The organism is Pseudomonas sp. 2995-1 (genome assembly GCF_002742505.1).
Lineage (GTDB): Bacteria > Pseudomonadota > Gammaproteobacteria > Pseudomonadales > Pseudomonadaceae > Aquipseudomonas > Aquipseudomonas sivasensis.
The window spans coordinates 1-13735 of sequence record NZ_LJSA01000530.1; the positions used below are offsets into that span (position 1 = coordinate 1).

The 13735-nt window shown below is 59.8% G+C and carries 15 protein-coding genes; 11 read left to right on the top strand and 4 right to left on the bottom strand.

The features are described from left to right. Positions 1–362: 362 nt before the first annotated feature. A complete protein-coding gene (rhtA, locus tag AOA61_RS27470) occupies positions 363–1250 on the top strand; it encodes a threonine/homoserine exporter RhtA (RefSeq protein ID WP_099603144.1) in 888 nt (295 codons plus the stop codon). A gap of 164 nt (positions 1251–1414) precedes the next feature. Next, on the top strand, positions 1415–1696 hold the full coding sequence (locus AOA61_RS27475) for a hypothetical protein (protein WP_032886026.1): 282 nt from the start codon (positions 1415–1417) through the stop codon (positions 1694–1696). A gap of 110 nt (positions 1697–1806) precedes the next feature. On the opposite strand, the gene AOA61_RS27480 is transcribed toward AOA61_RS27475, so the two are convergent. The 3 genes from AOA61_RS27480 to AOA61_RS27490 all read right to left on the bottom strand — a co-directional run bounded on the left by AOA61_RS27480 (position 1807) and on the right by AOA61_RS27490 (position 5317). After that, on the bottom strand, positions 1807–3615 hold the full coding sequence (locus tag AOA61_RS27480) for an aminopeptidase P family protein (RefSeq protein ID WP_099603145.1): 1809 nt from the start codon (positions 3613–3615) through the stop codon (positions 1807–1809). Between the two features lie 39 nt (positions 3616–3654). Continuing rightward, positions 3655–4815: a cysteine desulfurase family protein gene (locus AOA61_RS27485; RefSeq protein ID WP_099603146.1), complete on the bottom strand. Its 1161-nt coding sequence runs from the start codon at positions 4813–4815 to the stop codon at positions 3655–3657. A gap of 232 nt (positions 4816–5047) precedes the next feature. Then, positions 5048–5317, bottom strand: coding sequence for a hypothetical protein (locus AOA61_RS27490; RefSeq protein ID WP_081797672.1), 270 nt, complete (start codon positions 5315–5317; stop codon positions 5048–5050). 400 nt (positions 5318–5717) lie between these two features. On the opposite strand from AOA61_RS27490, the gene msuE reads away from it, so the two are divergent. The 4 genes from msuE to AOA61_RS27510 are packed head-to-tail and all read left to right on the top strand — an operon-like array spanning position 5718 to position 9790. Beyond that, the gene (msuE, locus tag AOA61_RS27495) at positions 5718–6281 is read left to right on the top strand and encodes an FMN reductase (protein ID WP_099603159.1); all 564 of its coding nucleotides are present in this window, start codon (positions 5718–5720) and stop codon (positions 6279–6281) included. Positions 6282–6290: 9 nt separating this feature from the next. After that, positions 6291–7430 carry an FMNH2-dependent alkanesulfonate monooxygenase gene (gene ssuD, locus AOA61_RS27500; RefSeq protein ID WP_032886023.1) on the top strand — a complete coding sequence of 380 codons (1140 nt, stop codon included), beginning with the start codon at positions 6291–6293 and terminating at the stop codon, positions 7428–7430. 55 nt (positions 7431–7485) lie between these two features. Continuing rightward, complete coding sequence (locus AOA61_RS27505) at positions 7486–8673, top strand: acyl-CoA dehydrogenase family protein (RefSeq protein ID WP_032886022.1); 1188 nt, start codon at positions 7486–7488, stop codon at positions 8671–8673. Positions 8674–8686: 13 nt separating this feature from the next. Beyond that, positions 8687–9790: a sigma-54-dependent Fis family transcriptional regulator gene (locus AOA61_RS27510; protein WP_032886021.1), complete on the top strand. Its 1104-nt coding sequence runs from the start codon at positions 8687–8689 to the stop codon at positions 9788–9790. On the opposite strand, the gene AOA61_RS27515 is transcribed toward AOA61_RS27510, so the two are convergent. After that, positions 9779–10144: an antibiotic biosynthesis monooxygenase gene (locus tag AOA61_RS27515; protein WP_032886020.1), complete on the bottom strand. Its 366-nt coding sequence runs from the start codon at positions 10142–10144 to the stop codon at positions 9779–9781. The genes AOA61_RS27510 and AOA61_RS27515 overlap by 12 nt on opposite strands. Positions 10145–10243: 99 nt before the next feature. Between AOA61_RS27515 and soxR the strand changes: the two genes are divergently transcribed. From soxR to AOA61_RS27540, 5 genes are all read left to right on the top strand, one after another. Next, a complete protein-coding gene (gene soxR, locus AOA61_RS27520; protein ID WP_032886019.1) occupies positions 10244–10684 on the top strand; it encodes a redox-sensitive transcriptional activator SoxR in 441 nt (146 codons plus the stop codon). 425 nt (positions 10685–11109) lie between these two features. Continuing rightward, positions 11110–12309, top strand: a complete 1200-nt coding sequence (locus AOA61_RS27525; RefSeq protein ID WP_099603147.1) for a PepSY domain-containing protein — start codon at positions 11110–11112, stop codon at positions 12307–12309. Continuing rightward, entirely contained in the window at positions 12309–12845 is a 537-nt protein-coding gene (locus tag AOA61_RS27530) for a thiamine pyrophosphate-binding protein (RefSeq protein ID WP_099603148.1), read from the top strand. Before AOA61_RS27525 ends, AOA61_RS27530 begins: the two co-directional genes overlap by 1 nt. Next, positions 12842–13165 (top strand): hypothetical protein, encoded by a 324-nt coding sequence (locus tag AOA61_RS27535; protein ID WP_032886016.1) that lies wholly within the window; start codon positions 12842–12844, stop codon positions 13163–13165. The genes AOA61_RS27530 and AOA61_RS27535 overlap by 4 nt, the downstream gene beginning before the upstream one ends. Then, a complete protein-coding gene (locus AOA61_RS27540; protein ID WP_032886014.1) occupies positions 13162–13722 on the top strand; it encodes a DUF6162 family protein in 561 nt (186 codons plus the stop codon). Before AOA61_RS27535 ends, AOA61_RS27540 begins: the two co-directional genes overlap by 4 nt. Positions 13723–13735: the final 13 nt, after the last annotated feature.

A 13735-nucleotide genomic window follows, 5' to 3' on the forward strand; every position in this document is an offset into this window, starting at 1 on the left:
TTCTGATCTCTCATCAGCGGGAGGCGAATTCTACAGCGTTACACGCTGCTGTCAACACCTCTTTTTCAACTTCCTTTTGGCTTCGATGAACTGAAGCAACTTACTGCCGAAAACTGCGTAACTCATTGTTTACCAAGGAGTTTTACGTTTCGACTGCGCCGGAAGTGGGGCGAATTATAGGCTCCCAGAATTTTACGTCAACCTTTAATTTGGTTTTTCTATCAAGTCCCCCACCAACCTTCATGTCCTTCTATATATAGACAGCCACCCGCACAACACTGAGCAATATATTGCTCAACTCCAAGTAGTTAAGCATCATAGCAGCTTCTGCTACTCAAATATGACATCGGACGTACATCCCAATGACCACCTCTCCCCGCAGCCTGGCCTCGGCATTGTTTCCTGTCGGCCTCCTGCTGATCGCCATGGCTTCCATCCAGTCAGGAGCCTCGTTGGCCAAGAGCATGTTCCCGATTGTAGGCGCACAAGGCACTACAACCCTGCGCCTAATTTTCGCCAGTGTGATTATGCTGCTCATATTGCGACCATGGCGCGCCAAGCTGACCGCCAAGTCCCTGCGCACCGTGGTCATCTACGGAATGGCCCTGGGCGGCATGAATTTCCTCTTCTATATGTCACTGCGCAGCGTGCCCCTGGGCATCGCCGTAGCCCTAGAATTCACGGGACCTCTTGCAGTGGCCATCTACGCGTCGCGCCGGGCGGTGGACTTCCTGTGGATTGCCCTCGCAATCGTCGGCCTGCTTCTATTGATCCCCATGGGAGAAGCGAGCAATGGTATCGACTTAGTTGGCGCAGCCTATGCTTTAGGAGCGGGAGTCTGCTGGGCACTCTACATTCTGTTCGGACAGAAAGCAGGTAACGACAACGGCGTCCAGACCGCGGCTCTTGGGGTGATGATCGCAGCACTGTTTGTCGCGCCCATAGGCATCGTCCACGCTGGCAGTGCCTTGTTGACGCCTGCGCTGATTCCAATAGCCATCGCCGTCGCCATTCTGTCCACTGCCCTGCCCTACACCCTGGAGATGGTAGCGCTGACGCGCCTCCCTGCACGAACTTTTGGCACCCTCATGAGCATCGAACCCGTATTCGGCGCGCTCTCAGGCCTACTCTTTCTGCAAGAGTACTTATCACTGGCACAATGGCTGGCCATTACCTGCATTATCCTGGCCTCGGTAGGCGCGACGCTGACGATGCGCAATGACTCGAAACCACTGGTTCCAGCGGATTGAATCATCTTTGAATGTACCTCTGGCATTTGCCGCTCATTTAGGCCATGTTTAAGCGCTAAACGAATGTCATTCATGGAGTTTTTCGACAAGGACAGCGCGAACACTACACTCGAGAGCGAGTAGAGCCGGCTTCAAGTATTGGGAAGTGGCTATTAAGGATGGGAATGAAGCGAATTTTGATAGTGTTAATGGTCGTAGCCATTGCTGGCTGTGCCGCGACTACCAAGACAGAAGTAAAACGGGGAAAAAGAGGACTGCATATCAACTGTTCCGGCCTGTCCTCCTCTTGGGACCAGTGCTACACCAGTGCAACCAACTCTTGCGGTACCAAGGGATATCGGGTCATCGCCAAGTCCGGTGACAATTCCGAGGAACCCGGGGACTATCCCTTTGGCATCAATCCTGCCGGGTACACCAGCCGCAGCATGATCGTTATCTGTAAGTAATCGCCCCCGAGCAGTCATCCTCGACTGCTCATCGTGCCCAATCAGCTCTCGATTAACACTCATCCTTGAACGCCGCTTGCAAGCAGATCGCAGGCGGCGTTTGCTTCAGATCAGATAGCTGCCGTACGCAGTTGCAACCACTCTAGCCCCGCGCCGCTCAGCAACGAGCTCAAGCGCTCACGCACCTGCGCGTGATACGCGTTGAGCCACGCGCGCTCATCCGTGGTGAGCAGCGACGGCTCAAGACAACGCGTGTCGATCGGGCAAAGCGTCAGGGTTTCAAACGACAGAAACTCACCAAACTCGGTCTTGCCCGCTTCGCGGTTCAGCACCAGGTTCTCGATACGCACACCCCAACGCCCCGGCCGGTACGTACCCGGCTCAATGGAAGTGATCATCCCCGGCTGCATCGCCGTTTGCGGAGCGGCGGCGGCCTGATAAGCAATCACTTGTGGACCTTCATGCACATTGAGGAAATAACCTACGCCGTGCCCAGTACCGTGGCCGTAGTCCACACCTTCAGCCCATATCGGCGCACGGGCAATGGAATCCAGCAAAGGCGATAGAATCCCCCTCGGGAAATGCGCACGGGACAGCGCAATAACGCCCTTCAGCACCCGGGTGCAGTCTCGTTTCTGCTCCTCACTCGGCGTACCGATAGGCACCATGCGTGTGATATCCGTTGTGCCGCCCAAGTACTGGCCACCCGAGTCGATCAGCAGCAAGCCATCACCTTCGATCACCGCATGCTCTTCCTCGGTGGCGTGGTAATGGGGCATTGCGCCATTGGCGTTAAAGGCGGCAATAGTGTTGAAACTCAGCGACACATAGTCGGGGCGACGGGTACGGGCTGCGGTCAGGTGTTCATCAATGGTCAACTCCGTGATGCGCTCACGGCCCAGCGCACTGTCCAGCCAGGCGAAGAATTCGCACAGAGCGGCGCCATCCTGCTCCATGGCCCGGCGGATGTGCTCGGCGTCTGCCAGACTCTTGCGTGATTTGGCCAATGTGGTCGGATTCAGCCCTTCGATCAACTTGACGCCAGCATCCAGGTTTTCCAGCAAGCCGGCGGTTACGCGGGCAGGGTCGACGTGCAAACCTGCACCCGACGGCACTGCACGCAAGGCATCCGCGACCTCGCTGTAATCGCGCAACGCCACGCCATCCTGTTCAAGCACAGCACGCAGATCCGCGTCGACTTTACTCAGCGCCACGAACAACGTGGCCTGCTGTTGACTGATCAGCGCAAACGATACAAACACCGGGTTAAATGAAACGTCGCCGCCACGCAGGTTGAACAACCAGGCGATGTCGTCCAGGGTCGCGATAAAGTGCCAGTCGGCGCCCTTCTCTTTCAAACTGGCGCGCAGTGCAGCGAGCTTCTCGCCACGACTAACGGTCGCTTGCGGTGGCAGATGCGCATAAATCGGCTGGTTCGGCAGGCTTGGACGGTCTGTCCAAACCGTATCGAGCACGTCGATATCGGTACGCAAGCGCGCGCCGCGTTCTGCCAGCTTGGCGCTCAAGGTGCGCGCCGAAGCGACCGCCATCACTGCACCGTCCACCGCCACCACACCGCCTTCCGGAGTTTGCTCGGCCAGCCACTCCAGTGGTCCAGGTTGGCCCGGCTGCAGTTTTACTAGCTCGATGCCGCTGCCCTTGAGCTCCTTGGTCGCTTGTTCCCAGTAACGGCTGTCGGCCCACACGCCGGCGAAATCTGCGGTGACAATCAGCGTCCCCACCGAGCCATGGAAACCCGATAACCATTGGCGGCCCTGCCAGTAACCCGGCAAGTATTCGGACAAATGCGGGTCAGCCGACGGCACCAGCAGGGCGTGGATGCCCTCGCGGCTCATCAGTTCGCGGGTGCGCGCCAGGCGCTGGGGAACCGTTCCATGGGTCAAAGGCTGCGTGCTCATTGTGTCTCCTGCTAACCACTAATAATTGTTATGTGAAAATCAGACGGCCCAGAAGGCCGGCGCGCTGGCCAGTGCGGCCTTAATCAATAGCACCGCTTGGTCAATATCCTGCTCGGTAGTGAACCGCCCCAGACTCAAGCGAATGGTGCGGCCGGCCGAGCGGGCGTCATGGCCAAGGGCAAGCAACACGTGGGACGGTGCATTGCTCGCAGAATTGCAGGCCGACGTCGCGGAAAAAGCGATACCGGCGCTCAATGCCGCGGCATTGAACTCACCTTCGCCGAACGTAAGGCTCAGGGTGTGGGGAATACGTTGCGTGGCACTGCCATTGAGGCGTACACCGGCGATCGAAACCAACTGATCCAGCAGGCGTTGCCGCAACGCAACGATCACCGCTTTCTCTTCGGTGAACGACTGCGCCGCCAGCGCAAATGCCGTGCCCATCCCTGCAATCTGGTGGGTCGCCAACGTGCCGGAGCGCAAGCCGCCCTCGTGTCCGCCGCCATGAATCTGCGCCAACACCTTCTGTTGCGCCCGAGGCCCGACGTACAGCGCGCCGATACCCTTGGGGCCGTACAACTTGTGCGCAGAAAACGACATCAAATCCACCGGCCATTGCGCCAGATCGATCGCCACCTTGCCTGCTCCCTGAGCCGCGTCCACATGCAGCAGCGCGCCGTGTTCACGCACCCGCGCGCCGATGCCGGGGATGTCATTCAGGGTGCCAAGTTCGTTATTCACCAGCATCAGCGAAACCAGGAAGGTGTCTTCGCGCAACGCCTCACTGACCGCGTCGACGCTGATCAAACCGTCGGCGTCGGGTACCAGATAGGTCACGGCTACGCCGGCTTCCTGCAACTGTCGCGCGGTGTCCAGCGTGGCCTTGTGCTCGATCTGGCTGGTGATGATATGCCCACCGGCCACACCCCGCGCCTGGAACACGCCTTTGATGGCGAGGTTGTTGGATTCAGTGGCGCCGGAGGTCCAGACGATCTGCTCAGGCTGTGCGCCCACCAACTCGGCCACCTGGCGACGCGCCTGTTCAACCGTTTGCCGGGCCGCCTGGCCGTAAGCGTGGGAACTGGACGCGGGGTTACCGAAATTGGCGTTGAAGCCCAGGCACTCGACCATCACCTGGATGACCCGCTCGTCCACCGGGGTGGTGGCGGCGTAGTCGAAATACAAAGGACGTTTATTCATGACAGTTAAGACTCGCAAAGCAGGTTCCCGAGAGCGGCGTCTCAGGAGCATCGGCCGGAACAGAGGTCGTCATGTCTACCGGATCGAATGCCATTAAAGAAGGACAACTTTAAGTAAATGTGCGTAGGAACGCTCCTGAAATTCAGCTTAACAGGCTGAAGTCGCGCCATGGAAAACAAAAAGCCCGAGGTCCTTAAAGGGCGCCTCGGGCTTTTTGCTGCGCAGAACGCGATCAACTGGGACGACCATGAAGTACGACGTCGCGCTCGGCATTCATTTCACCTTGGCGATCAAAGCCGAAGGACTTCTGTGGCTGACCGGTCAGTGCCGCACGCTGCTGTTGATATTCATCGAACGACAAGCCTCGACGACTCAGCGCTTCAAGAGCCAATTGCTTGGTCTCTTCGGCAGAGTAGGGACGTAATTCTGGCGATGGATGGCTCGCACAGCCGGCGAGTACGGCGCTGACAATCAATAAGCAAACGGAGAGGAATCGGTTCATGGCGGCGGCTCTGCAAAGGAGGTTTCGAGTCAATGAACACAGGCTACTCCCGACGTCATTCGGTGAAAAATCACCGTCCGTGATAGTCGCTATCAACCGCCGAAGCCCCCTCCAATAGCCCCCCTCATATATTTCTTTATGATCTATAAATATGGAAATACGTTCATTTACGGAATAACAGTAACCCTCTATAACTAGCTCCAATTCTGCCAGGCACTGTTCGCCAAGCAACTGTTGCCCAGGCAACAGCCATTCAACAAATCACCAGGCAGGCAACAGCAACATTTTTCAGCAGTGAGCCACAGCCCAAGCCAATCAAGGCCTGCAGCCGTTGGTACAGCTCTTGCTCAACACCTTGCACCTCACTTGCTATGAACCACTGTTGAAAAAGGAACTGTTCATGACCCGTCCACTGAATGTCGTTGCCCTCTCCGGCGGAACCTGGCGCCCGTCGCGCACCCTAGTGTTGACCCAAGCTGTGCTGGCCGAATTGGCCACCCTGCTGCCAATCCAGACCACACTGATCGAACTGGGCGACATTGCCCGGCCACTGGGCGGTGCACTGTCGCGCGATGAATTGCCTGCCGAAGTCGAAGCCCAACTGTTGGCCATCGAACAGGCCGACCTGCTGATCGTCGCCGCGCCGGTCTATCGCGGTTCCTACCCTGGCCTGCTCAAGCACCTGTTCGATCTAGTCGGTCTCAACGCCCTGATCAACACCCCGGTGCTGCTCGCCGCCACCGGCGGTAGCGAACGCCACGCGCTGGTCCTCGATCATCAACTGCGCCCGCTGTTCGCCTTCTTCCAGGCCCTGACCCTGCCGATCGGTGTGTACGCCACCGAAGCCGACTTCACCGACTACCAAATAACCAGTGAGCCCCTGAAGGGGCGGATACGCCTTGCGGCAGAACGTGCTGCACCCTTGTTTGCAGCGCACTCCCCTTCTCTGCTGAAAATCGCTTAAGGATTGGTTATGGATGTTTTCTGGTTTCTGCCGACACATGGCGACGGTCATTACCTGGGCACCACCCAAGGTGCCCGGCCCGTCACGCTCAATTATCTGAAGCAAGTCGCCCAGGCGGCTGACAACCTGGGTTACTACGGTGTGTTGATTCCTACCGGCCGCTCGTGTGAAGACTCCTGGGTCATCGCCTCGGCGCTGGTACCGCTGACAGAACGCCTGCGTTACCTGGTGGCCATTCGTCCCGGCATCATTTCACCGACTGTATCTGCACGCATGGCCGCCACCCTGGATCGCCTGTCCAACGGCCGCCTGCTGATCAACGTAGTGACCGGTGGCGACCCCGACGAAAACCGTGGCGACGGCAGCTTCCTCGACCACGCTGAACGTTACGAAGTCTCCGACGAATTCCTACGGATATGGCGCCGCGTATTGCAGGGTGAATCGGTGGATTTCGAAGGCAAACACCTGCGCGTGCAAAACGCCAAGGCGCTGTACCCACCGGTGCAGAAGCCTTACCCACCGTTGTACTTCGGTGGATCCTCCGACGCCGCCCACGACCTCGCCGCCGAACAGGTGGATGTGTATCTGACGTGGGGCGAGCCGCCTGCCGCCGTCGCGGAAAAACTCGCCGATGTGCGTGAGCGCGCCGCGCGCCACGGGCGTACGGTGAAGTTTGGCATTCGTCTGCATGTGATCGTGCGCGAAACCGAAGAAGACGCCTGGAAAGCCGCCGACAAACTGATCGAGCACATCAGCGACGACACCATCGCCGCCGCGCAAAAATCCTTCTCACGCTTTGACTCCGAAGGTCAGCGCCGCATGGCCGCCCTCCACGACGGGCGCCGCGACAACCTGGAAATCGCACCCAACCTGTGGGCCGGTGTCGGCCTGGTGCGCGGCGGTGCCGGTACCGCGTTGGTGGGCAACCCGCAACAAGTGGCCGAACGCATTAAGGAATACGCCGACCTGGGCATCGAGAGCTTCATCTTCTCCGGCTATCCGCATTTGGAAGAGGCCTATCGCTTCGCCGAACTGGTGTTCCCGCTGCTGCCGGAACCCTACGCCAGCCTCGCTGGACGCGGTATCACCAACCTCACCGGCCCGTTCGGCGAAATGATTGCCAACGATGTACTGCCGGCCAAGGCCTGATCGGCGCAGCGGCGGCACCGGCCCGGGCCGCTGCTGCCAATAAAGAGGAATACCCGTGACAGCCAAACCCCACAGCGTCCTGCCATCTCCCCTGCAGACCGCCAAACTGCTGGCCGCCGAATTCGCCCTCAGCGCCGTCGAACGCGACGAGCGCGGCGGCACACCCAAAACCGAGCGTGACGCCCTGCGCCACAGCGGCCTGCTGGCCCTGAGCATTCCCACCCAATACGGCGGCCTCGGCGCCCGCTGGAGCGACACCTTGGGCATCGTGCGCGAATTCGCCAAGGTCGACAGCTCCATCGCCCACGTCTTCGGCTTTCATCATCTGATGCTGGCCACCGTGCGCCTGTTTTCACGCCCGGACCAATGGCAACCCTGGTTCGAACAAACCGCCCGCAAGAACTGGTTCTGGGGCAACGCCCTCAATCCATTGGACACGCGCACCGTGGTCAAGGACTTCGGCGGCTGGCGCGAATTCTCCGGCAAAAAGAGCTTCTGCTCCGGCGCCAGCGACTCGGAAATGCTGATCGCCTCGGCGGTGGATGAAAATGCCGGCGGCAAACTGCTGATTGCCGCCATCCCCAGTGGGCGCAGCGGCATCACTCTGCACAATGACTGGAACAATATCGGCCAACGCCAGACCGACAGCGGCAGCGCCAGCTTCGAACGGGTGCGCGTCGAAGAGTCGGAATTGCTGCTCGACCCAGGCCCGCTGAGCACACCGTTCGCCTGCCTGCGCCCGCTGATCGCACAGTTGACCTTTACCCATATGTTTCTCGGCATTGCCGAAGGCGCATTCGAAGAAGCACGCACCTACACCCTCACCGAAACCCGTGCCTGGCACAAATCCTCGGCCGAGGACGTGCGCCAGGATCCTTACGTGCTCCACCACTACGGCGAGTTCTGGGTGGCCCTCCAAGGCGTGCGCCTGCTGGTGGAGCGAGCCGCCGAGCTACTGGACCAAGCCTGGGCCAAAGGGCCAAACCTCAGCGAACACGAGCGCGGCCAACTGGCAATTGCCATCGCCACCGCCAAGGTCGCCGCCACCCGCCAAGGCCTGGATCTGTGCAGCCGTCTGTTTGAAGTCACCGGCGCGCGTTCAACCCATGCCTCCCTGCGCCTGGATCGCCACTGGCGCAACCTGCGCACGCAAACCCTGCACGACCCGGTGGACTACAAGCTCCATGAACTGGGGGACTGGGCGTTGAACCAATCCCTGCCGATTCCTACGTTCTACTCATAAAAAAGAGGTGCCCGTGCAGCTTCTAACCCTACCGCCCTCGCCCGCCCTTGCGACCTCGATTCGCGCCACGGCCCAGGTCTTCGAAGACCCGAAATCCCAGGCGCTGCTCGACCATATCCAGCAAGTGGCGCCCAGCGAAGCCAGCGTGCTGATCATCGGCGAAACCGGGACCGGTAAAGAGCTGGTGGCGCGCCACATTCATAACCTCAGCGCGCGGCGCAACCGCCCGTTCGTGGCAGTGAACTGCGGCGCCTTCTCTGAATCCCTGGTGGAGGCCGAACTGTTCGGCCATGAAAAAGGCGCCTTTACCGGCGCCCTCAGCGCCAAGGCTGGCTGGTTCGAAGAAGCCGATGGCGGCACGTTGTTCCTTGATGAAATCGGCGATTTACCGATGGCCATCCAAGTCAAATTGCTGCGTGTCCTACAGGAACGCGAAGTCGTACGCTTAGGTTCGCGCAAGAGCATTCCGATTGATGTGCGCGTACTGGCTGCAACCAACGTGCAGTTGGAAAAAGCCATCAACGCCGGGCATTTCCGCGAAGACCTCTACTACCGACTCGACGTGGTGAGCCTGGAACTCAGCCCGCTGCGCGAGCGCCCCGGCGATATCCTGCCGTTGACCCGGCACTTTATCGAGGCTTACAGCCGACGCCTGGGCTACGGCCCGATCACGATCAGTCGCGAAGCCGAACAAAAACTCAAGAGCTACAGCTGGCCAGGCAATATCCGCGAACTGGAAAACGTCATCCACCACACCCTGCTGATCTGCCGTAACGGCGTGATCGAACGGGATGATTTACGCCTGTCGAACATGCGCATTGAGCGCCAGGACGACAGTCAGCACGGCACCGACAACAGCGCCGAAGCCTTGTTGGAGCGCGCCTTCCAAAAGCTCTTTGAAGAACAGGCTGGCGCCCTGCATGAAAAGGTCGAAGACGCCCTGCTTCGGGCCGCTTACCGTTTCAGCCATTACAACCAGGTGCATACCGCCAACCTGCTGGGCCTGAGCCGTAACGTCACGCGCACACGCCTGATCAAGATTGGCGAATTGGCGGTGAATAAGCGTCGGCCGGGGGAGAACGTGCAAGGTGAACGGATGCTGCATTTATCCATATAGACGGCAGTGCAATGCATTGTCATGGCTGCGCTCAAAACTGCGCAGCACCTGGAACGAACCAAAGGTCACCGCCGTGGCCTGATGGGCGCGAATCAGTGTCCAGAAGTCTTCCTCACCCTGCTCAAAACGCTTGAACGCTGCCTCACCGTGCGCTCGGGACGTCCATTGCAGGTAATTAAGCACCCGCCGGCCGTCATCGCTGACCTGCACGCTCGCACTGAGAAATCCGTCATGGCCCTGGGCCAAACGCTCGCTTTGGGTGGACAAGGCCGCCACCAGGGCAACTTGCTGCTGAGGCTCGATATGGAACTCGATCAGCTGAGTGAAGCCGAGATTCTTCTCTGATACCTGCATGAATACTCCCCTTCCACTGTAGGCAGAATCTTGCGATTCGATGCCACGCAGGGTAAAACCTCCAGTTAAGTCAAGGTCAAGCGCTTAATCGGAGTTTTCATGATTACCAAGGAACTCACCGTCGGCCAACTGGCCGCCCGTAGCGGCGTGGCCGTCACGGCCCTGCACTTCTACGAAACCAAGGGGCTGATTCAGAGCAATCGCAACGCGGGCAATCAGCGGCGCTATCCGCGGGATGTATTACGCCGCGTGGTGGTGATTAAGATCGCCCAGCGCTTGGGGATTCCCCTGGCGACGATTGGCGAGGCATTACAGACGCTGCCAAATGGCCGCACCCCGACAGCCAAAGACTGGGAACGTTTGTCGGCACTGTGGCGCGAAGACCTGGACGAGCGCATCAACAAAATGATGCTGCTGCGCGACAAGCTCAACGGCTGCATCGGCTGCGGATGCTTGTCGTTGGAAGCATGCCCGCTGCGCAATCAGGATGACCTGCTGGGTGAGCGCGGGCCTGGTGCGCAATTGCTCGAGCCCAGTTGAGCTTTCTCGTTGTAACCGCCGGAGCCCTTGATTGGCGTGGCCTATCGTGAAAGGCCGGACCTGCGCATCGACAATGCCACCGAGGGCATCGAGCGCTACAAGAAAGCCTTCGGCGCCACCCACGCGTATGTGTCGTAAAGGGTTCTGGCAGTCATTTTGGGCGGGCCGTTCAACGGCCAAGCCCATCCTACGCAGCGCGCCGGCCCTATCAACGCCTGCTCGGTGATAGCTCGGAACATGTTTCGTGTTCGATAAACGGGTAAAAAACCACCGAATGTGAATCTGAAACATTTTCTTTCATATCCGGGTTAGGGATTTCTCATTCTCATCCGTCTTATTTAGATACAGCCTGTCGCGTCAGCAAAAGCTACGACTGGCCTTTTCCGGGCCTCCCTCGCCCCCCTCCGATCAAGCCCCTCATTTACATGTCGAAGAAGTCACGCTCCAAACTCTGGTTTCTCGTACATAGCTGGCTGGCGTTGCCCATCTGGTTCTTTGTACTGATCGTCTGCGTCACCGGCACCCTGGCGGTGGTCAGCCAGGAAATCGTCTGGCTGGCCAACCCGGATATCCGCGCGAGCAAACCGTCGGATGACGCCGAACTGTTGAGCTACGACCAAGTGATCAGCGCCATCAAGCGTGCCGAGCCCGAGGTGATTGTCCAATCGCTCAGCCGCCCAGATGAGTCGCACTTCGCCCTGAGTGTCGACCTCAGCTACCCCGACGGGCGCTCGCTTGAGGTCTACGTCAACCCTTACACCGGCGCGATCCAGGGCATCAGCCCGTCGTTCAATTTCCGTCAGTTCACCCGTGCGCTGCACGGCTGGTGGCTGGTGCCGTTCACCAATGGCTATAGCTGGGGCTGGTACCTGGTGTCGTTGCTTGGTCTGCCGCTGCTGGCCTCGCTGGTTACCGGGCTGGTGGTCTACAAGCGCTTCTGGAAAGGTTTTTTCAAACCAACCCTGCGGTTTCGCCACGGTGCGCGAATCTTCTGGGGTGACTTCCACCGCCTGAGCGGTATTTGGTCTATCTGGTTTATCGCAGTCATTTCCATCACCGGCACCTGGTTCCTGATCCAGGCGATCCTGGGGGACAACCAGATTTCAATTTCCAGCGAGCCCATCGTCCCGGTGATCGCCCGTGAAAAAGTACCGTCCTCGGCAGCAGGTGTGCCGGCACCGATGATTCCCCTGGATGAAGCCATCACCATTGCGACCCAGCGCATCCCTGGCCTGGAAGCGAGCTTCGTGCGCATGCCCTTCAACGCCTACAGCCACCTGCAAATCGGCGGCCGCGGCTGGTACCCACTGATGTACCAAACCGCCCAACTCAACCCCTATAGCGGCGAAATCGCTGTCTCGCACCTCCTGTCCGACCGCACCGCACTTGAGTTCGTCACCGAATCCATGCGCCCGCTGCACACCGGCGATTTTGGCGGACTGTGGATCAAGCTGATCTGGGCGTTCTTCGGCCTGGTGCTGAGCATGATGGTCTTGAGCGGCTTGCTGATATGGACCAAGCGCACCGCCTTGGCCACCCTCAATGCCCTCAAGCGCGAGGCCAAGACCCAGCGCAAGCCTGTTTCCACCCCGGCCTTGCAGGCTGAAACTTCGGAGAGCCACTGATGAGCAAGGTCGCAGCGACACCGCCGACTCCCCTGCGGGCTTTCTGGCTGAAATGGCGATTCCATATCAATGTTCTGCTACTGCTGGTGCCTCTGGGCTTCATGCCCAAGTATTTTGCCGATGCCGCACTGTTTCGCGGTGACGCGGGTATCGGCGAGCGGGTGGCCGGAGAAGTACAGGTTGGCCCCTGGAGCCTGACCCTCGCCGAGTTCCGCAATGAGGGCCCAAGCCCGGACCCAGCCGGCCCGATGAAGTTCTTCAACGCCGCCCTGTGCGACACCTGTGCCGACCAGGTCAAGGCTACTTACCTGCGCATCGGCAAGCCACGCAGCCTGCGCGCGGCCGGGGTGATCTTCTTTGGCACACCGTACCGCATGGGCGCTGCCCTGCCCGTCCCTGAACGCACACCTGCCGACGCCGAACTGTGGGTCACCATGGAAGGCTGGGACGGCACGATGCACCAGGGTTCCATCCCGCTGAGCCAGGCCTCGCCTGCCACCATTGCCTGGCTGAACAAGCAAGGAGTCAAACCATGATGATCAAGCACCTGTCCCGCGCCGCGCTGTTGCTGTGCGCGGGTTTAAGTACCGTGGCCCTGGCCCACAACCCTATGTGCGAATGCAAGGAAATCCCCGGCGAGCAGATCCAGTGCAAGGGCGGCTTCTCCGACGGCAGCGGTGCGCCCGGCGTGACCCTGGATGTGATCGGCTACGACGAAACCATCCTGGTGCCCGGCAAGCTCGGCCAGGATTCGACCCTGACCTTCAAGAAGCCATCCGCCGAGTTCTACGTGCTGTTTGACGCCGGCCCTGGCCACGTCGTTGAAATCGACCAAGCGGATATCCAGTCCCAATGAGTACGACACACGTTGTACGTCCCGCGGGCGCTGGCCACGAAACCCTCTACGTCCTGCTGCTGTGCCTGATCATCCTCGCGGTCGCCGGCACGGTGGTGGCGCTGCACGGCGAATCCCAGGAAGTGGCCGCCGTGCCCAGCCACCAGTTGGACGCCCGCCGCGACCTGAGCGCCGCCGAGCAAGGTATCTACGCCGACTTGCGGGTGACCCTGGATGAAATCCACTTGCTGCAGCAAGAGCAAAGCGCCCTGCCGACGCCTGGGCAATTGGCCGAAGAAGGCTTCGCGCCGTTCGCCCAGGATGCGAGTTCGGTCAGCCGTGGCGATCACCGCTGGCAGTTACTGGCGCCTGCGGCCTACTTCGGGTTGAGCCAGGCGCCGACCACCAGCGGTTCACTGCTGATGCGCGTACAAGGCACCGAGCCGGATATCTGGCTCAACCGCCGCAAAGACCTGGCCGCCCCCTCCGACCTCACTGACCAGGCGCTGATCGCGGCCGGCTGGCAGCAAGTGGTCGCGCAATTCGATGCCGGCGTTACCCGCCAGCACCGTCACTGAACGAGAAGACCGA

Coding starts and splice junctions, on each gene's coding strand:
- rhtA (WP_099603144.1), top strand. CDS start 363: ATGACCACCTCTCCCCGCAGCCTGGCCTCGGCATTGTTTCCTGTCGGC.
- AOA61_RS27475 (WP_032886026.1), top strand. CDS start 1,415: ATGAAGCGAATTTTGATAGTGTTAATGGTCGTAGCCATTGCTGGCTGT.
- AOA61_RS27480 (WP_099603145.1), bottom strand. CDS start 3,615: ATGAGCACGCAGCCTTTGACCCATGGAACGGTTCCCCAGCGCCTGGCG.
- AOA61_RS27485 (WP_099603146.1), bottom strand. CDS start 4,815: ATGAATAAACGTCCTTTGTATTTCGACTACGCCGCCACCACCCCGGTG.
- AOA61_RS27490 (WP_081797672.1), bottom strand. CDS start 5,317: ATGAACCGATTCCTCTCCGTTTGCTTATTGATTGTCAGCGCCGTACTC.
- msuE (WP_099603159.1), top strand. CDS start 5,718: ATGACCCGTCCACTGAATGTCGTTGCCCTCTCCGGCGGAACCTGGCGC.
- ssuD (WP_032886023.1), top strand. CDS start 6,291: ATGGATGTTTTCTGGTTTCTGCCGACACATGGCGACGGTCATTACCTG.
- AOA61_RS27515 (WP_032886020.1), bottom strand. CDS start 10,144: ATGCAGGTATCAGAGAAGAATCTCGGCTTCACTCAGCTGATCGAGTTC.
- soxR (WP_032886019.1), top strand. CDS start 10,244: ATGATTACCAAGGAACTCACCGTCGGCCAACTGGCCGCCCGTAGCGGC.
- AOA61_RS27525 (WP_099603147.1), top strand. CDS start 11,110: ATGTCGAAGAAGTCACGCTCCAAACTCTGGTTTCTCGTACATAGCTGG.
- AOA61_RS27530 (WP_099603148.1), top strand. CDS start 12,309: ATGAGCAAGGTCGCAGCGACACCGCCGACTCCCCTGCGGGCTTTCTGG.
- AOA61_RS27535 (WP_032886016.1), top strand. CDS start 12,842: ATGATGATCAAGCACCTGTCCCGCGCCGCGCTGTTGCTGTGCGCGGGT.
- AOA61_RS27540 (WP_032886014.1), top strand. CDS start 13,162: ATGAGTACGACACACGTTGTACGTCCCGCGGGCGCTGGCCACGAAACC.